The 19,645-nt window shown below is 70.8% G+C and carries 19 protein-coding genes and 1 pseudogene; 19 read left to right on the top strand and 1 reads right to left on the bottom strand.

Features of this window, described 5'->3' with window-relative positions:
- Positions 1-325: 325 nt before the first annotated feature.
- From CLD20_RS19905 to CLD20_RS19860, 10 genes are all read left to right on the top strand, one after another.
- Positions 326-1,264, top strand: a complete 939-nt coding sequence (locus tag CLD20_RS19905) for a hypothetical protein (protein ID WP_224408425.1) — start codon at positions 326-328, stop codon at positions 1,262-1,264.
- Positions 1,221-2,519: a DNA-packaging protein gene (locus CLD20_RS19900; RefSeq protein ID WP_370636948.1), complete on the top strand. Its 1,299-nt coding sequence runs from the start codon at positions 1,221-1,223 to the stop codon at positions 2,517-2,519. Before CLD20_RS19905 ends, CLD20_RS19900 begins: the two co-directional genes overlap by 44 nt.
- A 1,120-nt stretch (positions 2,520-3,639) precedes the next feature.
- Positions 3,640-4,803: a phage portal protein gene (locus CLD20_RS19895; protein ID WP_224408424.1), complete on the top strand. Its 1,164-nt coding sequence runs from the start codon at positions 3,640-3,642 to the stop codon at positions 4,801-4,803.
- A complete protein-coding gene (locus CLD20_RS19890; RefSeq protein ID WP_224408423.1) occupies positions 4,803-4,991 on the top strand; it encodes a hypothetical protein in 189 nt (62 codons plus the stop codon). Before CLD20_RS19895 ends, CLD20_RS19890 begins: the two co-directional genes overlap by 1 nt.
- Positions 4,992-5,004: 13 nt before the next feature.
- Positions 5,005-5,154 carry a hypothetical protein gene (locus tag CLD20_RS19885; protein ID WP_224408422.1) on the top strand — a complete coding sequence of 50 codons (150 nt, stop codon included), beginning with the start codon at positions 5,005-5,007 and terminating at the stop codon, positions 5,152-5,154.
- A 5-nt stretch (positions 5,155-5,159) separates the two neighbouring features.
- A complete protein-coding gene (locus CLD20_RS19880) occupies positions 5,160-5,705 on the top strand; it encodes an HK97 family phage prohead protease (protein WP_224408421.1) in 546 nt (181 codons plus the stop codon).
- Between the two features lie 16 nt (positions 5,706-5,721).
- Positions 5,722-6,999, top strand: a complete 1,278-nt coding sequence (locus CLD20_RS19875; RefSeq protein WP_224408420.1) for a phage major capsid protein — start codon at positions 5,722-5,724, stop codon at positions 6,997-6,999.
- Positions 7,000-8,073: 1,074 nt separating this feature from the next.
- A complete protein-coding gene (locus CLD20_RS19870; RefSeq protein WP_224408419.1) occupies positions 8,074-8,613 on the top strand; it encodes a head-tail connector protein in 540 nt (179 codons plus the stop codon).
- Positions 8,610-8,957 carry a phage head closure protein gene (locus tag CLD20_RS19865; protein WP_224408418.1) on the top strand — a complete coding sequence of 116 codons (348 nt, stop codon included), beginning with the start codon at positions 8,610-8,612 and terminating at the stop codon, positions 8,955-8,957. The genes CLD20_RS19870 and CLD20_RS19865 overlap by 4 nt, the downstream gene beginning before the upstream one ends.
- Complete coding sequence (locus CLD20_RS19860; RefSeq protein ID WP_224408417.1) at positions 8,954-9,370, top strand: DUF3168 domain-containing protein; 417 nt, start codon at positions 8,954-8,956, stop codon at positions 9,368-9,370. Before CLD20_RS19865 ends, CLD20_RS19860 begins: the two co-directional genes overlap by 4 nt.
- A 1,375-nt stretch (positions 9,371-10,745) precedes the next feature.
- Here the strand turns inward: CLD20_RS19860 and CLD20_RS19855 are convergent.
- Positions 10,746-11,759 carry an oxidoreductase gene (locus CLD20_RS19855; RefSeq protein ID WP_224408416.1) on the bottom strand — a complete coding sequence of 338 codons (1,014 nt, stop codon included), beginning with the start codon at positions 11,757-11,759 and terminating at the stop codon, positions 10,746-10,748.
- A 202-nt stretch (positions 11,760-11,961) separates the two neighbouring features.
- Here CLD20_RS19855 and CLD20_RS19850 point away from each other — a divergent pair, with 202 nt between their 5' ends.
- The 9 genes and pseudogenes from CLD20_RS19850 to CLD20_RS19810 all read left to right on the top strand — a co-directional run.
- Positions 11,962-12,375 carry a phage major tail protein, TP901-1 family gene (locus CLD20_RS19850; protein ID WP_224408415.1) on the top strand — a complete coding sequence of 138 codons (414 nt, stop codon included), beginning with the start codon at positions 11,962-11,964 and terminating at the stop codon, positions 12,373-12,375.
- Between the two features lies 1 nt (position 12,376).
- Positions 12,377-12,730, top strand: coding sequence for a gene transfer agent family protein (locus tag CLD20_RS19845; RefSeq protein WP_224408414.1), 354 nt, complete (start codon positions 12,377-12,379; stop codon positions 12,728-12,730).
- 41 nt (positions 12,731-12,771) lie between these two features.
- A pseudogene (locus CLD20_RS19840) lies at positions 12,772-12,960 on the top strand (phage tail assembly chaperone); the annotation flags it as partial.
- 9 nt (positions 12,961-12,969) lie between these two features.
- Positions 12,970-13,560 carry a phage tail tape measure protein gene (locus tag CLD20_RS19835; RefSeq protein ID WP_224408412.1) on the top strand — a complete coding sequence of 197 codons (591 nt, stop codon included), beginning with the start codon at positions 12,970-12,972 and terminating at the stop codon, positions 13,558-13,560.
- A gap of 13 nt (positions 13,561-13,573) precedes the next feature.
- Positions 13,574-14,218 (top strand): DUF2460 domain-containing protein, encoded by a 645-nt coding sequence (locus CLD20_RS19830; RefSeq protein WP_224408411.1) that lies wholly within the window; start codon positions 13,574-13,576, stop codon positions 14,216-14,218.
- Positions 14,215-15,069 (top strand): DUF2163 domain-containing protein, encoded by an 855-nt coding sequence (locus tag CLD20_RS19825; protein ID WP_224408410.1) that lies wholly within the window; start codon positions 14,215-14,217, stop codon positions 15,067-15,069. The genes CLD20_RS19830 and CLD20_RS19825 overlap by 4 nt, the downstream gene beginning before the upstream one ends.
- Positions 15,070-15,072: 3 nt before the next feature.
- Positions 15,073-15,501 carry an NlpC/P60 family protein gene (locus tag CLD20_RS19820; protein WP_224408409.1) on the top strand — a complete coding sequence of 143 codons (429 nt, stop codon included), beginning with the start codon at positions 15,073-15,075 and terminating at the stop codon, positions 15,499-15,501.
- Positions 15,501-19,454 (top strand): glycoside hydrolase/phage tail family protein, encoded by a 3,954-nt coding sequence (locus tag CLD20_RS19815; protein WP_224408408.1) that lies wholly within the window; start codon positions 15,501-15,503, stop codon positions 19,452-19,454. Before CLD20_RS19820 ends, CLD20_RS19815 begins: the two co-directional genes overlap by 1 nt.
- Positions 19,447-19,645, top strand: a 199-nt coding sequence (locus tag CLD20_RS19810; RefSeq protein WP_224408407.1) for a DUF2793 domain-containing protein, incomplete at its 3' end; no start/stop codon positions are given. The genes CLD20_RS19815 and CLD20_RS19810, both read left to right, overlap by 8 nt.

The raw sequence follows: 19,645 nt of genomic DNA, 5'->3' as shown, positions 1-19,645 counted from the left end.
CTTGGGGCGGGCACGGCGCCAAACCTCTCCCTCGAAGGGAGAGGTCGGCAAGTTCCGAGCGAAGCGAGGGAATGCCGGGTGAGGGTGAGGTCTCAGCCTCCAAGGCGCTTGCGAGCGGGAAGCCGCGAGCGGCAGGGATCCTCTTCTCCCCGGCTGAGAGAGGAGGGGGAGTTCTTTTCGCTGCCCTGCCTGCTCGCCGGCTCCGAGCCTGTTGCCGCGTCCCCCTCACCCGGTCGGCTCCGCCGACCACCCTCTCCCTCGGAGGGGAGAGGGTTGGGAGCGCGCTGCGCGGCCGAGCCTTGAGAATGAAAACCGGAAAGGTGCGATGGCCGACGAGATCGACTGGCGGGGCGTGCGGGAAGCCTACGAGGCGGGGGAGGAGCCGCTGCGGCGCATCCGGGCGCGTTTCGGCGTTGGCGTGCGCGCGCTGCGCGAAAGGCGGATCGCTGAGGGCTGGACGCCACGCTCGGCCGTGCCGGCCGACATGGCGCGCGTGCGGCTTGCCGAATTGAAGCGGGCGCGCGAGGGGCAGGAGCGGGCGAACCCCAATACCCTGCCGCGCCTGCGCACCGGCCAGAAGGCGGCGCTGACGCGCAAGAAGACGGCCCGGCTCGTCGCCGCGCTGAAGACCGGTGGCCGGCGGGCACAGAAGGCGCGCGAAAGGCTGGAAGATGCGGCGGGCATGGGAAACGAGGCGGGCGTCCCGGGCACAGGCGATGCGGCAGGTACAGGGGGAGAGATGGGGGCAGGCCGCGCCGGGCGCGCCCCAGACAACGGCGGCGGGGCTCGCGCCCCAGACACAGGCGGCGAGGTGGGCGCCCCGGACACAGGCGGCGAGGCGCGCGCCCCGGACAAAGGGCGGGTGAGGCGCGCACGAGCGGCAGCATCGAAGCCGCCGGCAGCAACCGCAACCGGAGCGAGGCCCGGCAGGACATCCGCGCCGAGCGCCGCGATGCGCCTGCTTGCTCTGGTGGAGGGCGAGATCGACAGGCTGGAAGAGCTGCTTTCCAAGGAGGGAAGGATCGTGGACGAGACCGATTTCAGGATGCTCGGCGAGGCCGCGCGCATGCTCGATCGCGCCGAGGCGCTGGCGGGCAGGCAGGCGCGCAAGAAGGGGGCGGCCGGCAAGGGGGCAGACGGCAAGGGGGCGGACGGCAAGGGCGTTGCAGCGGCGGAAAACGACGATGTGGAATGGATGCGGGCCGAGCTGGAACGCCGGATTGAAAGCCTTGCAGGACGCGCCCGACCTTCGGGCAGCGCTTGAGGCGAAAGGCGCCGATGAACTGGAAGCGCTGCTCGCCTGGGAGAATTTCGCCAGGCCCGACCAGCTGCCGCCGCCGGGAAAATGGACGCTCTGGCTTTATCTCGGCGGGCGCGGGGCGGGAAAGACGCGCGCCGGGGCCGAATGGGTGAAGGCGCTGGCGCTCGGGCGCGCGCCGCTTGCCGAGGCGCCGGCGGAGCGGATCGCCCTTGTCGGCGAAACGCTCGCCGATGTGCGCGACGTGATGGTGGAGGGGCCTTCGGGGCTGTTGTCGCTCCACAAGCCGAGCGAGCGGCCTTCCTTCTCGTTTTCCGGGAGAAAGCTTTCCTGGCCGAACGGGGCGCGGGCGCTGATCTTTTCCGCCGAGGACCCCGAAAGCCTGCGCGGGCCTCAGTTTCATGCCGCCTGGGGCGACGAGCTCGCCAAGTGGCGATACGCCGAGAGCGCCTTCGACATGCTGCAGTTCGGCCTCAGGCTCGGGCAAAGACCGCGCCAGCTGATGACGACGACGCCGAGAAACATCCCGCTCCTGAAGCGGCTGATCTCGGCGCCCGGCACGGCGCTGACGCGCGCCACGACGGCGATGAACGAGGCGAACCTGGCGCCGACCTTCCTGGAAGCGGTGGTCGGCAGATACCGGGGCACGCGGCTTGGGCGGCAGGAGCTCGACGCCGAGCTGATCGCCGACCGCGAGGACGCGCTCTGGCGGCGCGGCGATATCGAGGCGGGGCGGGTGCGCGAAGCGCCGGAGCTTCTGCGCGTGGTCGTGGCGCTCGACCCGCCGGCGACATCGGGGCCCGACGCGGATGCCTGCGGGCTGGTGGCGGCCGGGCGCGGCGCCGGCGGCGAGGCCTATGTGCTGGCCGATCGGACGGCGCGCGGCCTGACGCCCGCCGGCTGGGCCGGGCGGGCAGTGGCGCTGTTTCATGAGGTTTCGGCCGACCGGCTCGTCGCCGAGGCGAACCAGGGCGGCGAGATGGTCGCCGCCGTGATCCGCCAGGAGGACGCCAACCTGCCCCTGCAACTCGTCCATGCGAGCCGCGGCAAGCAGGCAAGGGCCGAGCCGGTCGCCTCGCTCTATGAGCGCGGGCGCGTCCACCATGTCGGCGCGCTGCCGGAGCTGGAGGACGAGATGTGCGATTTCGGCCTCGGCGGGCTTTCCTCCGGCCGCTCGCCGGACCGGGTCGACGCGCTCGTCTGGGCCCTCTCGGCGCTGATGCTTTCGGGGCGCGGCGAGGCGCGGGTGCGGGGGCTTTGAGGGAGGGCCTCGAACCTCTCCCTTGAAGGGAGAGGTCGGCAAGTCCCGGGCGAAGCGAGGGAATGCCGGGTGAGGGTGAGGTCTCGTTCCGCAGAAGCGTCTGAAAGCGGGAATGTCACCCCACCCGCGGCCTTCGGTCCGACCCTGCGTGTCAGACGGAGGGAGGGAGCGTGGTGCGTTCTCTGTTCTGCTCGCTGGCTCTGAGCCTGTTGCGCCGTCCCCCTCACCCGGCCGCCTCCGGCAGCCACCCTCTCCCTCACAGGGGAGAGGGTGGAGCGTGTTGCATTGGCGGTGGCCAGATCGGGGGGAGAGGAGCGTGCGGGGGCACGGCCTCGAACCTCTCCCTTGAAGGGAGAGGTCGGCAAGTCCCGAGCGAAGCGCGGGAATGCCGGGTGAGGGTGGGGTTTCGTCTTGTGACGGTGGTTGCGCGCGGGGTTTCGCGCTTTGCCCGCTCCTGGGCTGCGAGCCTGTTGCGACGTCCCCCTCACCCGGCTGCCTCCGGCAGCCACCCTCTCCCCCTTTCTCAGGAAGGGTGGGGGGAGAGGGTTTTGGAGCGCGGGGCTGGCACGGCGCCAAATCTGCCCCCGGCGGAGAGAGGGTTTTGGAGCGCGGAGCTGGCACGGCGCCAAACCTCTCCCTTGAAGGGAGAGGTCGGCAAGTCCCGGGCGAAGCGCGGGAATGCCGGGTGAGGGTGGGGTCTCGCTTTGCGAGGTGGTTTCGCGCGGGTTTCGCGCTTTGCCCGCTCCGGGGCGGCGAGCCTGTTGCGGCGTCCCCCTCACCCGGCTGCCTCCGGCAGCCACCCTCTCCCTCAGGGGGAGAGGGTGGCGCGTGGTGCATTGGCGGTGGCCAAATCGGGGGGGAGAGGGTGGAGCGTGTGTAGGGCACGGCGCCAAACCTCTCCCCTGAAGGGAGAGGTCGGCAAGTCCCGGGCGAAGCGCGGGAATGCCGGGTGAGGGTGGGGTCTCGCCTTGCGAGGTGGTTGCGCGCGGGTTCCGCGCTTTGCCCGCTCCTGGGATGCGAGCCTGTTGCGGCTTCCCCCTCACTCCGCCGTCGCCGGCAGCCAGCCCCTCAGAGCTGGGACGGGAGCGTGCCGCCTCGCCGGACAATAAAGGAGAGAGAAATGCGCTGGTGGAAGAAGGCGCCGGAGGCGAAGGCCTCGCGCACCGGGCCGCTGATCGCGTTCCAGCGCGCCGGCCGGCCGGTCTGGACGCCGCGGAACTATGCCGCCCTGGCGCGGCGCGGCTACGAGGAGAACGCCGTCGCCTACCGGGCGGTGCGGATGGTGGCCGAGGCGGCGGCCTCGATGGCCTGGATCCTCACCGAGGACGGGCGCGAGGCGAGCGAGCATCCGCTGCTCGAGCTTCTGCGCCGCCCCAATCCGCGCCAGGCCGGCGCCGACCTTTTCGAGGCGGCCTACGGGCATCTGATGCTTTCGGGAAACGCCTATCTGGAGGCGGTCTTCGGGGCGGATGGCGAGGTGGCCGAGCTCTATGCGCTCCGGCCCGACCGGATGAAGGTGGTGCCGGGCGCCGATGGCTGGGCGGCGGCCTATGAATATGCCGTGGCCGGGCGCACGGCGCGCTTTGCGGCCGAAGGCGAGGGGATTTGCCCGATCCTGCATGTGACGCTGTTTCATCCGCTCGACGACCATTACGGCTTCGCTCCGCTGCAGGCCGCGCAGAAGGCGCTCGATATCCATGCCGAGGCGGCGGCCTGGAACAAGGCGCTGCTCGACAACGCCGCGCGCCCTTCCGGCGCGCTCGTCTATGAGGGACCGGAGCATGCGAACCTTTCCGAAGACCAGTTCCGCCGCCTGAAGGCCGAGCTGGCGGAGAACTTCGAGGGCGCGGCGAACGCCGGCCGGCCGCTCCTCCTGGAGGGCGGGCTTTCCTGGCAGCAGATGAGCCTTTCGCCCAGGGAGATGGACTTTCTGGAGCTGAAGAACGCCGCCGCGCGCGAGATCGCGCTCGCTGTCGGCGTGCCGCCGATGCTCCTCGGCATTCCCGGCGACAACACCTATTCGAACTACCGCGAGGCGAACCGGGCGCTCTGGCGCCAGACGGTGCTGCCGATGGCCGGCCGGATGGCCGCCGCGTTGACGGCATGGCTGGCACCGGCCTTCCGCGGGCGGCTGGCGCTGGCACAGGACGTCGACAGCGTCGAGGCGCTGACGGAGGAGCGCGCCGCGCGCTGGAAGATGGTGGCCGAGGCGCCGTTTCTCTCCGACGCGGAAAAGCGCGAGGCGCTCGGCTACGGCCGGCAGGGCGGAGCGGAGAGCGAGTGATGCCCGATCTGGCGGCCGAGTTCGCCGGGCGCGGGGATCTGGCGCATCTGGCGCTCTTCCTGTGGGCCTCCGGCGCCTCCGGGCTGCTCGTCTGGGCGCTCAGGGAACTGGCGGCATCGAACCGCCGCTTCAACGATTTCGTCAAGGAGATCGCCAGGCTCAACCGCCTGTTCTCCGACCATTCCTGAGAGGTTCTCGACGATGCGAAAGATCCTGGCGCGGACGCCGCGGGCGCCGTGCGACCACGAGGCCGTCTTCGCCGAATTCGCCATGCGCCTGATGGGCTTTCTGGCGGCGAAGCGGATGGCGCGGCGGGCCGGCCCCCATCCGCGCTTCCGCCTGGTGCGGTGAGCGCCATGGGCCATCTGACGGAGAGGAAATTCGCCCCGGCGAAGCTGACGGAGGTGGAGCCCGACGGGAGCTTTTGCGGCTATGCGAGCCTTTTCGGCCGGCGCGACATGGGCGGCGACATCGTCATGCCCGGCGCGTTTCGAAAATCGCTCGCCGAGCGCGGGGCGGCGGGCATCCGCATGCTCTTCCAGCACGACCCGGCCGAGCCGATCGGCGTGTGGAGCGAGGTCCGCGAGGATGCCAGCGGCCTCTTCGTCGCCGGGCGGCTGACGCTCGGCGTCGAACGGGCGCGCGAGATGCATGCGCTGATGCGCGAGGGCGGTCTCGACGGGCTTTCCATCGGCTACCGCACGCGCCGCGGCCGCAAGGACGCCAGGACCGGCACGCGCCGGCTTTTCGAGGTCGACCTGTGGGAGATCTCGGTCGTCACCTTCCCGATGCTGTCGGAGGCGCGCATCGCAGCCGTGAAGGGCATGGCGAACGGGGCGGGCGGCACGCTGGCGGCGCGGATGCGGCGGGCGGCGGCCCGGCTCAAGACGAGGATCATCTGAGGAGAAGGAACATCCGATGCACGAGAAACTTCCGGCCGCCCCCGAGGCGAAGGCGGCGCATGGCGAGGGCGACGTGGCCGCCGCCTTCGACGATTTCATGGGCGCCTTCGAGGCCTTTCGCGAGGCCAACGACGAGCGGCTTGCCGAGATCGAGCGCAAGATGAGCGCCGATGCGCTGAGCGAGGAGAAGGTCGCCCGCATCAATGCCGCGCTCGACCTCCAGGGCAAGGCGCTGGAGCGCCTGGCGCTGGAAGGCCGCCGCCCGCGCCTCGGCGCGCCGGAGCGGGCGGGGCTCGACCTTTCCGGCCACCGCGCGGCGTTCTCGGCCTATATGCGCGCCGGCGACGCGTCGGGCCTCCACCGGCTTGAAGGCAAGGGCCTCGATTCCAAGGCGATGGCGATCGGCACGAACGAGGGCGCCGATGGCGGCTATCTGGTGCCGGACGAGACGGAGGCGGAGATCGGCCGGCGCCTCACCGAAGTCTCGCCGATCCGCGCCATTGCGAGCACCATCACCGTCTCCTCCAGCATCTACCGGAAGCCGTTCTCGGTGACCGGCCCGGTCGCCGGCTGGGTGGGCGAGACGGAGCTGCGGCCGGAGACCGCCTCGCCGGTTCTCGACGAGCTCGAATATCCGGTGATGGAGCTTTATGCGATGCCGGCGGCGACGCCCGCCCTTCTCGACGACGCAATCCTCGACCTTGCCGCCTGGCTGGCGGGCGAGGTCGACATCGCCTTCGCCGAGCAGGAAACGGCGGCCTTCGTCGCCGGCGACGGCGACAGGAAGCCGACCGGCTTCCTCTCGGTGCCGACCGCCCCGGAAAGCGCCTGGGCCTGGGAAAAGCTCGGCTACGTCGCCTCCGCCGTTTCGGGCGATTTTCCCGCCGAGCTGCCGGCGGACCTTCTCGTCGACACCGTCTATGCGCTGAAGGCCGGCTACCGGCAGAACGCCCACTTCGTCATGAACCGCAGGACCGAGGCGGCGATCCGCAAGCTGAAGGACGCCGACGGCAATTATATCTGGACGCCGCCGGCGAGCGCCGGCGCCCGCGCCACGGTGATGAACTTTCCGGTGGTCGACGTCGAAGAGATGCCCGATATCGCCCCCGGCGCAACGGCGATCGCCTTCGGCGATTTTGCCCGCGGCTACCTGATCGTCGACCGGCAGGGCATCCGCATCCTGCGCGACCCGTATTCGTCGAAGCCCTACGTGCTCTTCTACACCACCAAGCGCGTCGGCGGCGGGGTGCACGATTTCGACGCCATCAAGCTGGTGAAGTTCGCCGCGAGCTGAGGATCTGACGGCGGCAAGCGAAGGCGGGGGTGAGCCTCTCACGACAGAGGTCGGCGGCCCGAATCGCGCGCCTTGGATGGCACGGCGCCAAGCCTCTCCCTTGAAGGGAGAGGCCGGCAAGTCCCGAGCGGAGCGAGGGAATGCCGGGTGAGGGTGGGGTCTCGTTTCGCGAAGATTGTTTGCGAGCGGGTTGTGCGCTCTGCCCGGCTCTTGGCTCTGAGCCTGTTGCGGCGTCCCCCTCACCCGGTCGGCTCCGCCGACCACCCTCTCCCTCAAAGGGGAGAGGGTGGAGCGTGGGGCGCTGCTCCCGGCCATTGCTGGCCTCGAAGGCTGCTTCGGCGGGGCTCGTGGCACGGCGCCGAGCCTCTCCCTTGAAGGGAGAGGCCGGCAAGTCCCGAGCGGAGCGAGGGAATGCCGGGTGAGGGTGGGGTCTCGTTTCGCGAAGGTGCTTGCGAGCGGGTTGTGCGCTCTGCCCGGCTCTTGGATCTGAGCCTGTTGCAGCGTCCCCCTCACCCGGTCGGCTCCGCCGACCACCCTCTCCCTCAAAGGGGAGAGGGTGGAGCGTGGGGCGCTGCTCCCGGCCATTGCTGGCCTCGAAGGCTGCTTCGGCGGGGGCTCGTGGCACGGCGCCGAGCCTCTCCCTTGAAGGGAGAGGCCGGCAAGTCCCGAGCGGAGCGAGGGAATGCCGGGTGAGGGTGGGGTCTTGTTCCGCGAAGATGTTTGCGAGCGGGTTGTGCGCTCTGCCCGGCTCTTGGCTCTGAGCCTGTTGCGGCGTCCCCCTCACCCGGTCGGCTCCGCCGACCACCCTCTCCCTCAAAGGGGAGAGGGTTCAGGCCGTGCCCCGCGTTCGCGGGCCAGCGCGGCAACGAACTCTGAAAACTTCGAGAAACGGCGCCTCCGGCTCTGCTCCCCGTCCTCCCGGCCGGGTGCGCCGGGGCGGTTCGTGCTTGCGCGAACCGCCCAACCCTTCAACTCGGCTTGTCCTTGGCAAGCCGCCCAACCCTTCATCGCGGCCCGCCTACGCACGGGCCGTCCTTTCCGACGCGCGGCAACACGAAACGAAGGAGCGCGAAAATGCAGCGCATTCTCCTGGAAGGCCCGCTTTCCGAGCCCGTCACGCTCGCCGAGGCGAAGGCGCATTTGAGGCTGGAGACGGCCGCCGAGGACGACCTCCTTTCGGCGCATCTCGTCGCCGCGCGCGTCGCCGTCGAATGCGACATCCGCAAAGTGATGATCGCGCAGGAATGGCGCGCCGTCTGGACCGAGAGGCCCGAAAAGCTCCGCCTGCCGATCCCGCCGGTTCTCTCGCTCGACGCCGTGCGGCTGGAAAACGCCGCCGGCGAGCGGCTGTTGCAGCCGGCGGAGTTTGCGCTCCGCGCGGGTGGCGAGGTGGCGCTGACGGCAAGCCTTGCGGGGATGAAGCGGCTCGAAATCGACTTCACCGCCGGCTTCGGCGAGGCCGCCGAGGCGGTGCCGGCGCCGCTCCGCCAGGCGGTCCTGATGCGCGCCGCGCACTGGTTCGAGAACCGGGGCCTGGCGCTCGACAGCGAGCAGGCGATCCCGCCTGGCTACGAGCGGCTGATTTCGCCCTACCGGGAGCTCGTGCCGGCATGAGCTATCCGTTGAGACGCGCGGCGAGCCGGCCGGGCAGGCTCCGCCACCGGCTCACCTGGGAGCGGCCCGTGGCCGTGCCCGACGGGGCGGGCGGCGAGAGCGTGACCTTTGAGGAGGCCGGCGCCTTCTGGGCCGAGATCCGCCCCGTTGCGGCGCACGACAAAAGGCTCGGCGAGGGCCGGGTGAGCGAGGTGACGCACCGGGTTTTCCTGCGCGCAGGCCTTTCGGTGGCTTCCGGCGACCGCCTGACGAAGGGCGCGCGGCGCTTCCGCGTGCTGACGGCGCACGACCCGGAAGAGGCCGGGCGCTACACCGAGCTTTTCGTTAAGGAGGAACGGCCGTGAGCGGCGCCGAGGCGGCGCTGCAGAAGGCGGTCTACGAGCGCCTTGCGGCCGATTCCGGCCTCGCGGCCCTCATCGGGCCGGGCCGTGTCTTCGACTATGTGCCGCGCGGCGCCGAGGCGCCGTATCTCCATCTCGGCGAGATGGCGGCGAAGGCCGGCGAGGACGGCGGTCCGGATGTGGGCGGGGCGCTCACCGAGATCGCCTTTGCCCTCGTCGCCTTCTCGCGCGGCCGGGGCCGAAAGGAGGCGCTGGCCATCGCCGCCGCGGCGCGCGCTTCTCTGCACGACGCGGATTTTGCGCTGGACGGCTTTTCGCTGGTCAACTGCCGCTTCGTCTCGCTGACGACGACCGGCGCGGGGGAGGCGAGTGGGCGAAGGGCGGTGGTGCGGTTCAGGGCGGTGGTGGAGGGGTGAGTGCGGCGAAGCCGTGCCCGCTCGCTCGCGCCTTCGCTGGCTGGGGCCTCACCCTCACCCGGCATTCCCTTCGCTGCGCTCGGGACTTGCCGGCCTCTCCCTTCGAGGGAGAGGCTTGGCGCCGTGCCGGGGGCTCGGCCCTGCTCATATCTCGATGTTGCTGTGGCTGATGGCGGAAGCCGCAGGCTCAACCCTCTCCCCTTGGAGGGAGAGGGTGGCTGCCGGAGGCAGCCGGGTGAGGGGGAGGTTGCCGCAAACTCGGTGCTGGCGGACGGCTAAAGCACCGTGCCCGCTCGCTCGCGCTTTCGCGGATGAGGCTTCACCCTCACCCGGCTCCGCGTCGCTAACGCTCCGCGCTCGCCGGCCTCTCCCTTCGAGGGAGAGGCTTGGCGCCGTGGCGGGTGATCGGCCTTGCTTATGTCTCGGCGCTGCTTGGACTGCTGGCGGCAGCCGCGGACTCTAACCCTCTCCCCTCCGAGGGAGAGGGTGGCTGCCGGAGGCAGCCGGGTGAGGGGGAGGTTGCCGCAAACTCGGTGCTGGCGGACGGCTAAAGCGCCGTGCCTGCTCGCTCAGTCTCGCGCGGATGAGGCTTCACCCTCACCCGGCATTCCCTTCGCTGCGCTCGGGACTTGCCGGCCTCTCCCTTCGAGGTAGAGGCTGGGGCCGTGCCGGGGGCTCGGCCCTGCTCATATCTCGACGTTGCTGTGGTTGCTGGCGGCAGCCGCGGACTCTAACCCTCTCCCCTCCGAGGGAGAGGGTGGCTGCCGGAGGCAGCCGGGTGAGGGGGAGGTTGCCGCAAACTCGGTGCTGGCGGACGGCTAAAGCGCCGTGCCCGCTTGCTCAGTCTTGCGCGAAATGAGGCCTCACCCTCACCCGGCATTCCCTTCGCTGCACTCGGGACTTGCCAGCCTCTCCCTTCGAGGGAGAGGCTCGGGCCGTGCCGGGGGCTCGGCCCTGCTCATATCTCGATGTTGCTGTGGCTGATGGTGGAAGCCGCAGGCTCAACCCTCTCCCCTCCGAGGGAGAGGGTGGCTGCCGGAGGCAGCCGGGTGAGGGGGACGTTGCCGCGAACTCGGCCGTGCCTGCTCGCTCGCGCTTTCGCTGGTTCAGGCCTCACCCTCACCCGGCATTCCCGTCGCTTCGCTCGGGACTTGCCGGCCTCTCCCTTCGAGGGAGAGGCTGGGGCCGTGCCGTTTGATCGGCTCTGCTCATATCTCGGCGTTGCTGTGGCTGATGGTGGAGGCCCCGCTCTCCAAAACCCTCTCCCCCCCAACTCTCCCAAAGAATGGGGGAGAGGGTGGCTGCCGAAGGCAGCCGGGTGAGGGGGAGGTTGCCGCAAGCTCGGTGCTGGCGGACGGCTGCGCCGCCGCCAGGCTCAGGCGGCTTCCCAGTCGAGGCCGGTGAGCGCCTGGCTGAGCGTCCAGAGGCGACGGGCGGCCTCAGGATCGACGGCATAGGCCCGAACGCCGACATTGAGCCTCGCTGAGGGGTCGGACGGATCTTCGGACGCTTCCGGCGCGATCGGGGCGATCTCGCAATCGTCGCAATAGACGCCGCCCATGCCGGCAAGCTCGGGGCTGACGGCGCACCAGACCGTGGTCGCCGCGCCCTGCGGGATCGTCTTCAGCGAGCGGGCGGGATCGATGACCGGATTGCCGTTCTCGTCGATGGCGCCCATGTCGCGAAGCCGCGCCGGATCGAGATGGCGTCCGAGATCGGTCGCCACGATGCCGCCCGGATGCAGGGAGAAGGCGCGCACGCCGTGGCTCTCGCCGCGGCTGTCGAGCTCCAGCGCGAAGAGGATGTTCGCCGTCTTCGACTGGCCGTAGCCGAGCCAGGGATCGTAGTCGCGGCGCTCGAAATCCGGATCCGCAAAGACGACGGGCGAGAAGCGGTGGCCGCGCGAGGAGAGCTCGACCACGCGTGCGCCGCCCGCCGCTCCCGCCGCCTTGAGCGCCGGCCAGAGCCGCGCCGTCAGGCGGAAATGGCCGAGATGGTTGGTGGAGAACTGGGATTCGTGGCCGTTCGCATCGCGCCGCAAGGGCGGCGCCATGACCCCGGCATTGTTGATGAGAAGGTGCAGCGGCCGGCCGGAGGCGATGAAGCCCTCCGCGAAGGCGTCGATCGAGGCGGGGTCCATGAGGTCCATGGGCGCCGCCGTGACACGCGCAAGGCCGGAAAGGGCGCGCGCCGCCTTGGCCGGATCGCGCACGGGCACGAACACTTCAGCGCCCGCAGCGGCGAGCACGCGCACCGTCTCAAGGCCGATGCCGGCATAGCCGCCGGTGACGATGGCATTCCTGCCGGAAAGATCGATGCCGGAGATGACCTCTTCGGCGGTGGAGGCGGCGCCGAAGGCGGAGCCGATGGGAGCCTGGGGGCTGGGCATGGTCGGATTCTCCCTGAGGAAAGGGTGGAAGGCCGGCAGATAGGTGCGGGCGGGGCCCGCCGCTTGCCCGATCCTCTCAATGGTTTGCACGCACCGCGAAGAAGCGGGCCCGCAACCGGGCCGCCGGACCCCGAGCGGCCGGCCCCGAACAGTTCGGGCCTGAAGCGTCCCAAAGGGCGTGCCGATCGCAAAGGAGAAAAGAATGACCGCGCAGAAAGGCAAGGAGCTTCTCTTGAAGCTCGACGAGGACGGGGCGGGCAGCTTTGCCGCCGTGGCGGGGCTGCGCTCGCGGCGCATCTCCTTCAACGCGGAGAGCGTCGACATCACCAACACCGATTCCGCCGGGCGCTGGCGCGAGCTCTTGGAAGGGGCGGGGGTGAAGCGCGCCGGGCTCACCGGCTCCGGCGTCTTCCGCGACGCGGCGAGCGACGAAAAGATCCGGGCGGTCTTCTTTGCCGGCGCCATCCGGCCCTGGCAGGTGGTGATCCCCGATTTCGGCATCGTCTCAGGGCCGTTTCAGGTGACGGGGCTGGAATTTGCCGGCGAGCATGACGGCGAGGTCTCCTACGACCTTTCGCTGGAATCGGCCGGCGAGATTTCGTTCGAGGCGCTGTGAGATGGCGAACCTTCATCGCGGCGAGATCGACGCGGTTCTGGACGGCGAGCCGAAAACCCTCTGTTTGACCCTCGGAGCGCTCGCCGAGCTGGAAGCCGCCTTTGCCTGCGGCGACCTCGTGGCGCTCGCCGAGCGCTTCGAGAGCGGCAGGCTTTCCGCCCGCGACCTCACCCGCATCATCGGCGCGGGGCTGCGCGGCGCCGGCGCGGCCATTTCCAACGAGGAAGTGGCGATGCTGCGCGCCGAGGGCGGCGCGGCGGGCTTTGCCAGGATCGCGGCCGAGCTCCTGAAGGCGACTTTCGGCGCGGCGGACGAAAAGGCGGAGGCGGGCGAAGGACCGAAAAACCCTCGCTAGCCGCAGGAGAGGCGGAGGTCGGCGCGCGCTTTCCCTGGGAGGCGGCGATGGGCTTCGGCTTCGCTCTCCTGCGGCTTTCGCCGAAAGACTTCTGGACGATGACGCCGCGCGAGCTGGCGGCGGCGTTCGGGGCCTTTTCCGGCCGCTCCGCGCTCTTCGGGCCGGCGGGCGGGCCGCTGAGGGCCGGCGAGCTCGCCGCGCTGATCGAACGATTTCCCGACCAGACATAGGAGGCCCGGATGGCCGAGGATTTTTCTTCGGAGCTTTCGTCTGAACTTTCCGCCAGCGCGGCGGAGCTCGAAAAGAGCCTTGCCGAGCTATCGACGCTGGCGGGCGGCTTCGGCCGGTCGATGACCTCCGCCTTCCGCCAGGCGACGGTGGAGGGAAGGCGCTTCGATGCGGTGCTGAAGAGCCTGGCGCTCGGACTTTCCAGCAGGGCGCTCTCGGCGGCGCTTGCGCCGCTCTCGCGCGGCATCGACACGGCGTTCTCATCGCTTCTGTCGGGGCTGTTTTCTGGCTTTGCGGCGGGCGGCGTCATCCAGTCGGGGCGCGTGCGTCCCTTCGCTTCCGGAGGGGTCGTGGCGGCGCAGAGCTACTTTCCGCTCGCCGGCGGCATCGGCCTTGCCGGCGAGGCGGGGCCGGAGGCGATCCTGCCCTTGGCGCGCGGGGCCGACGGCCGGCTCGGCGTCAGGGCCGGCGGCGGCGGGCAAAGACCCGTCAACGTGACCTTCAACGTGACGAGCCCCGACGCGGCGAGCTTCCGGCGCTCGGAGGCGGAGCTGACGGCGATGCTGGCGCGCACGGTCTCGCGCGGACGGCGCGGGCTTTGAGGAGGGCGTTGCGATGACGACCGGCTTTCACGAGACGCGCTTTCCGCTTTCCCTGGCTTTCGGCTCGACGGGCGGGCCGGAGCGGCGCACCGAGGTGGTGCTGACGGCCTCCGGCTACGAGGAGCGCAACCAGCGCTGGGCCGATTCAAGGCGGCGCTACAATGTCGGCTCGGGGGTGCGCTCGCTTGCCGATATCGAGACGCTGATCGCCTTCTTCGAGGAACGGCGCGGGCGGCTCTATGGCTTTCGTTTCAGGGACCGCGCCGATTTCAGGAGCTGCGCGCCGGGGGCGGAGCCCGGCCCGCTCGACCAGAAGCTCGGCACCGGCGACGGCGAGACGGCGGATTTCGCGCTGCAGAAGACCTATGGCGGCGCGCATGCGCCCTGGATCCGGCGGGTGGCAAAGCCGGTGGAGGGCACCGTGCGCGTCGCCGTCGATGGCGCCGAGATGGAAGAGGGCACGGATGTCTTCGCCGATCCGCTGACCGGGACCCTGACCTTCGCGCCCTCGAAGATACCGGCGGCGGGGGCGGAGGTGACGGCGGGCTTTTGCTTCGACGTGCCGGTGCGCTTCGACACCGACCGGCTCGACATCGACCTTGCCGCCTTCGCGGCCGGCGAGGCGCCGAGCGTTCCGATCGTGGAGATCAGGCTGTGAAGGATTTCTCGCCCGCATTCGCCGCCCATCTGGCCGGCCGCCTCACCACGCTCGCCTCCTGCTGGAAGGTGACGCGCGGCGACGGCGTGGCGCTCGGCTTCACCGACCACGATCGCGAGATTGCCTTCGCCGGCCTCACCTATCGGCCCGAGGACGGGCTCGCCGCCACCGGCGCCGTCGCGCATGCCGGCATGGAGGTCGGCGGGCTGGAGGTCGCCGGCGCGCTCACTTCCGAGCGGCTGAGCGAGGAAGATCTCGCGGCGGGACTTTACGACAATGCGCGCGTGGAGATGTGGCTGGTCAACTGGGCGGCGCCGGATGAGCGCCACCTGATGCGCATTGCCGAGATCGGCGAGGTGAAGCGCGAGGGCAAGGCGTTTTCGGCCGAGCTGCGCGGCCTCGCCCACCGGCTCGACGAGGTGCAGGGGCGGCTGTTTTCGCATCTCTGCGACGCCGATCTGGGCGATGCACGCTGCGGCGTGGCGCTTGGCGGCAGGATGCGGGCGGGGTGGGTGGCGGCGAGCGACGGCGCCTCCTGGCTGGAGGCCGAGGGGATCGGTGACGCCGCCGGCACCTTCGCGCGCGGGCTCCTCACCTTCACCTCCGGCGAAAACGCCGGCCGGAAGGTGGAGGTGGCGCGCCATGCCTTCTCCGAGGTGGGGACGGGCCGGGCCCGCTTCTCGCTCTGGCAGGCGATGGAGAAGGAAATCGCGACCGGCGATGGCTTCACCGTCACGCCGGGCTGCGACAAGCGCTTTGCGACCTGCCGGGACCGCTTCGCCAATGCGCAGAATTTCCGCGGCTTTCCGCATATGCCGGGCAACGATTTCGCCTGGGCGGCGGCGGGCTGAAAGATGAGCCGGGACGAGATCGTCGCCGCCGCGCGCGGCTGGCTCGGCACGCCCTATCGCCACCAGGCGGCGCTGAAGGGCGTCGGCTGCGACTGCCTCGGCCTGGTGCGCGGCGTCTACGCGGAAGTGACCGGCAGGGCGCCGGAGACGCCGCCGCCCTATACGCCCGACTGGGCCGAGGCGAGGCGCGCCGAGACGCTGGCGGAGGCCGCGCGCCGGTATCTGACAGAGATCGAGCCGGCGACGGCGGAGGCCGGCGACATTCTCCTCTTTCGCTGGCGGCGCGACCTGCCGGCCAAGCATGCCGGCATCGTCAGCCGGCCGGGCTGGATGATCCACGCCCATGACGGGGCGTGCGTCGCCGAGGCGCCGCTTGGCATCTGGGCAAGGCGCATCGCCTACGCCTTCCGCTTTCCGGACCTGGAGGAATAATGGCAACGCTCATCCTCGGCGCGGCCGGGGCGGCCTTCGGCTCGCTCTTCGGCGGCGTCGGCCTCATCGCCGGGCGCGCCGCCGGCGCGCTCGCCGGCTATGCGCTCGACAACGCCCTCTTCGGCACGAGCCGCGGGCTGGAGGGCCCGCGGCTCTCCGACCTCACGGTGCATGGCTCGACCGAGGGCGCGCCCGTCCCGCGCGTCTACGGGCGCGCGCGGCTCGCCGGCCAGATCGTCTGGGCGACGGATTTCGAGGAGGTGGTGTCGACGACGACGAGCTCTTCCGGCGGCAAGGGCGGGCCGCGCGTCACCTCCACCGAATACAGCTACTTCGCCCATTTCGCCGTGGCGCTCTGCGAGGGCAGGGTGGCGCGCATCGGGCGCATCTGGGCCGACGGAAAGCTGCTCGACCGGGCGGGGCTCAACATCCGCATCCATCTCGGCACCGAGGACCAGGAGCCGGACCCGCTGATCCTGGCGCGGACGGGCGCGGCGCCCGCCTATCGCGGCATCGCCTATGTCGTCTTCGAGCGCCTGCCGCTCGCCGCTTTCGGCAACCGCATCCCGCAGCTCTCCTTCGAGATCATCCGCCCGGTCGGCTCGATCGAGGACTGGCTTCGCTCGGTCGCGGTGATCCCGAGCGCCGGCGAGTTCGTCTACGATCCCGAGCCGCGGCTGAAGCTCGTCGGCGGGGCGCTGCCGGCCGCGCCGAGCGGGCCGGGCGCGGTGACGGGCTCCGATTCCGGCACCTATGAAGGCGAGAACGTCCATGCCGAGCGCGACCGGTCCGACTGGGACGTCTCCATCGACGAACTGACGGCGCTCTGCCCGCGCCTCCAATGGGTGACGCTCGTCGTCGCCTGGTTCGGCACCGATCTGCGGGCCGGCGAATGCCTGATCCGCCCGATGGTCGACAACAGAGCGAAGATCGTCACCGGCGGCGACTGGCTGGTCAGCGGCCTTTCCCGCGAGGAGGCCGCCGAGGTCTCGCATTTCGCCGGCCGGCCGGCCTATGGCGGCACGCCGAGCGACGCTTCGGTGATCCGCGCCATCCGGGACCTCAAGGCACGCGGGCTGAAAGTCTCGGTGCTGCCCTTCATCCTGATGGACGTGCCGCACGGCAACGCGCTCACCGATCCCTGGACGGGCGGCGAGGGCCAGCCGCCCTATCCCTGGCGCGGGCGCATCACCGGGACGCGCGCGCCCGGACTTGCCGGCTCGCCCGACAGGACGCCCGCGGCGGCCGCCGAGGTGGGGGCCTTTCTGGGCAGCGCCGGGCCGGGCCATTTCTCCGCCTCGGGCGAAACGGTGAGCTATTCCGGCCCCGCCGAATGGCGCTACCGCCGCTTCATCCTGCACCACGCCTTTCTGGCCGCCGCGGCGGGCGGCGTCGACGCCTTCGTCGTCGGATCGGAGATGAAGAGCCTGACGCGGCTCCGCGCCTCGGCGAGCGCCTATCCCTTCGTGGACGCGCTGCGCACGCTCATCGCCGAATGCCGCAACATCCTCGGCGGCGGCACCAAGTTCTCCTATGCCGCCGACTGGTCGGAGTTCTTCGGCCACCAGCCGCAGGACGGTTCGGGCGACGTTTATTTCCATCTCGACCCGCTCTGGGCGGAGGGCGATTTCGTCGGCTTCGACATGTACTGGCCGCTCGCCGACTGGCGCGGCGAAAGGGGGCATGCGGACGAGGCCTCCGGCCGCTCGATCTACAATCTCGATTATCTGCGCGCGGGTCTCGCCGGCGGCGAGGGCTTCGACTGGTACTACGCCTCCGATGCCGACCGGCTGGCGCAGGCGCGCACTGAGATCACCGACGGGGCGGCGGCAAAGCCCTGGATCTTCCGCTACAAGGACATCGAGAGCTGGTGGCGGTACCACCACTACGACCGCCCCGGCGGCGTGGAGGCGGCAAGCCCGACCGCCTGGGTGCCGCAATCGAAGCCCTTCTGGATGACCGAGATCGGCTGCCCGGCGGTCGATATGGGCGCCAACCAGCCGAACGTCTTCTTCGACCCGAAATCCGTCGAATCCGGTCTGCCGCATTTTTCCAGCGGCGAGCGCGACGACCTGATGTCGCGACGCTTCCTGGAGGCGGCGCTGACCGGCTACGACCCCGCCCATCCGGACTATGCCGGCCTCAACCGCCAGGCGGCGGGCGGCTGGATGATGCTCGATCCGGAGCACATCAACGTCTGGACCTGGGACGCGCGGCCCTACCCCTGGTTTCCGCTCCTCGACAATGTCTGGGGCGACGGGCCGAACTGGCAGCTCGGCCACTGGCTGAACGGCCGCCTCGGCGCCATGGACCTCGCCCGGCTGATCGAGGCGGTGCTGAAGGACCACGGCTTCGCCGACTACCGCATCGAGGACGTCAACGGCCTGGTGGAAGGCTTCGTCGTCACCGAGCGGCTTTCGGCGCGCGACACGCTGGAGGCGCTGCTTGCCGCCTACGGCGTCGACGCCGCCGATGCGGGCAGCGTGATCCGCTTTCGCGGCCGCGAGCGGCCGGCCGACGCTGTCGTCGAAAAGGGCGAGCTGATCGACGAGCCGGACACGCCGCTCCTGACGCTGACGCGGGCGCAGGAGAGCGAGCTTGCCTCCGAGGTGGCCGTGCGCACGCTTTCGCCCGGCAACGACTACCGCATGGCGACGGCCGCGACGCGCCGCCTTGCCGGCACCAGCCGGCGGATCACCACGATCGACCTTGCCGTCGTCGCCGCCGACGGGGATGCCGAAAGGCTCGCCGAGAACGTCCTTTCCGACATCTGGGAGGGACGCGAGCACGCCGCCTTCTCCCTGCCGCCGAGCCGCGCGGCGCTGGAGCCGGGCGATGCGGTGACGTTTGCCGCCGGCGGTTCAGAGGGTGGGCGGGCGCGCACGCTGCTGATCGAGCGGATCGCCGAGGGCGAGATCCGCGAGGTGACGGCGCGGCGGGTGGCGCTCGGCCGGCGCGGCACCAGCGCCGCTTCCCCGCGCGAGGCCGGCGTGCCGGCCCAGCCGGTCTATGGCCCGCCGCTCGTCCATCTTCTGGAACTGCCGCCGCCACCGGACGGGGCGGCGCCGGAGCAGACGCGGATCGCCGCCTTCGCCGAGCCATGGCCGGGAACGCTCGCCGTCTATGTGGCGCAGGAGGGGAGCGGCTACCGGCCGCTGACCAGCCTGACGCGAAGGGCCATGGCCGGCCGGCTCGATGCGCCGCTCCGTCCCGGCCCGCTCGGTCTCTTCGACCGGGGCAACGCCATCGAGCTGACGCTCTTCGGCGGCGTTCTTTCCTCGCTGCCGGAGATCGATCTTCTGGCCGGCGGCAACCTTGCCGCCATCCGCTCGGACGAGGGGAGCTGGGAGGTGCTGCAATTCGGCGAGGCCGAGCTTGTCGGGGCGGGGCGCTACCGGCTGACGAAGCTCCTGCGCGGGCAGGGCGGCAGCGAGGCGGCGATGGCCGCCGGCGCTTTTGCGGGGAGTGCCTTCGTGCTTCTCGACGAGGCGGTGCGACCCCTGCCGCTGGGTCTGGGCGCGCTGGGACGCACGCATCTCCTGCGCGTCGGCCCGCTCGCCGACGACCACGCCTCGGCGAGCTTTGCAGAGCTCGCCGTGACGCCTGAGGGCAGGGGACTGAAGCCCTTTTCGCCGGTGCATCTTTCGGCCCGGCGCGTGGCGGAAAGTGGAGACCTCGCCATCGCCTTCATCCGCCGGGCCCGCTTCGGCGGCGACGGCTGGGAGCTTTCCGAGGTGCCGCTGAACGAGGCGCGCGAGGCCTACCGGCTGGAGATCCTGGAGGGGGGCGAAGCGCTTCGCACGGTCGAGCTCGATACGCCGGCCTTCACCTATTCCGCCGCGGACCAGATCGCCGATTTCGGGGCGCTCCAGCCCTCCTATGCGCTGCGCGTGGCGCAGCTCTCCGATCTTCTGGGTCCGGGCTTTGCGCTGGAAGGGACGATCCATGTCTGAAACAGGCCGCCTTGCCCTGCCGCTGATCCTCGGCGCGCAGGCGCAAAAGCACGTCACCCACAACGAGGCGCTGGCGATCCTCGACCGCCTCGTCTCAGCCTTCGTGAAGGGCCGGGACCTTGCCGAGCCGCCGGCCGCGCCGGCCGAGGGCGAGGCCTGGCTGGTCGCGGAGGGGGCGGGGGGCGACTGGG

The organism is Afifella sp. IM 167 (genome assembly GCF_020144925.1).
In the GTDB taxonomy this organism is placed as follows: Bacteria; Pseudomonadota; Alphaproteobacteria; order Rhizobiales; family Afifellaceae; genus Afifella.
This window is presented reverse-complemented; position numbering and strand designations above follow the sequence as displayed.

Excerpts from the sequence above, each read along its gene's own strand:
- CLD20_RS19905 (WP_224408425.1), top strand. The coding sequence starts at position 326 with ATGGCCGACGAGATCGACTGGCGGGGCGTGCGGGAAGCCTACGAGGCG.
- CLD20_RS19895 (WP_224408424.1), top strand. The coding sequence starts at position 3,640 with ATGCGCTGGTGGAAGAAGGCGCCGGAGGCGAAGGCCTCGCGCACCGGG.
- CLD20_RS19890 (WP_224408423.1), top strand. The coding sequence starts at position 4,803 with ATGCCCGATCTGGCGGCCGAGTTCGCCGGGCGCGGGGATCTGGCGCAT.
- CLD20_RS19885 (WP_224408422.1), top strand. The coding sequence starts at position 5,005 with ATGCGAAAGATCCTGGCGCGGACGCCGCGGGCGCCGTGCGACCACGAG.
- CLD20_RS19880 (WP_224408421.1), top strand. The coding sequence starts at position 5,160 with ATGGGCCATCTGACGGAGAGGAAATTCGCCCCGGCGAAGCTGACGGAG.
- CLD20_RS19875 (WP_224408420.1), top strand. The coding sequence starts at position 5,722 with ATGCACGAGAAACTTCCGGCCGCCCCCGAGGCGAAGGCGGCGCATGGC.
- CLD20_RS19870 (WP_224408419.1), top strand. The coding sequence starts at position 8,074 with ATGCAGCGCATTCTCCTGGAAGGCCCGCTTTCCGAGCCCGTCACGCTC.
- CLD20_RS19865 (WP_224408418.1), top strand. The coding sequence starts at position 8,610 with ATGAGCTATCCGTTGAGACGCGCGGCGAGCCGGCCGGGCAGGCTCCGC.
- CLD20_RS19855 (WP_224408416.1), bottom strand. The coding sequence starts at position 11,759 with ATGCCCAGCCCCCAGGCTCCCATCGGCTCCGCCTTCGGCGCCGCCTCC.
- CLD20_RS19850 (WP_224408415.1), top strand. The coding sequence starts at position 11,962 with ATGACCGCGCAGAAAGGCAAGGAGCTTCTCTTGAAGCTCGACGAGGAC.
- CLD20_RS19845 (WP_224408414.1), top strand. The coding sequence starts at position 12,377 with ATGGCGAACCTTCATCGCGGCGAGATCGACGCGGTTCTGGACGGCGAG.
- CLD20_RS19835 (WP_224408412.1), top strand. The coding sequence starts at position 12,970 with ATGGCCGAGGATTTTTCTTCGGAGCTTTCGTCTGAACTTTCCGCCAGC.
- CLD20_RS19830 (WP_224408411.1), top strand. The coding sequence starts at position 13,574 with ATGACGACCGGCTTTCACGAGACGCGCTTTCCGCTTTCCCTGGCTTTC.
- CLD20_RS19820 (WP_224408409.1), top strand. The coding sequence starts at position 15,073 with ATGAGCCGGGACGAGATCGTCGCCGCCGCGCGCGGCTGGCTCGGCACG.
- CLD20_RS19815 (WP_224408408.1), top strand. The coding sequence starts at position 15,501 with ATGGCAACGCTCATCCTCGGCGCGGCCGGGGCGGCCTTCGGCTCGCTC.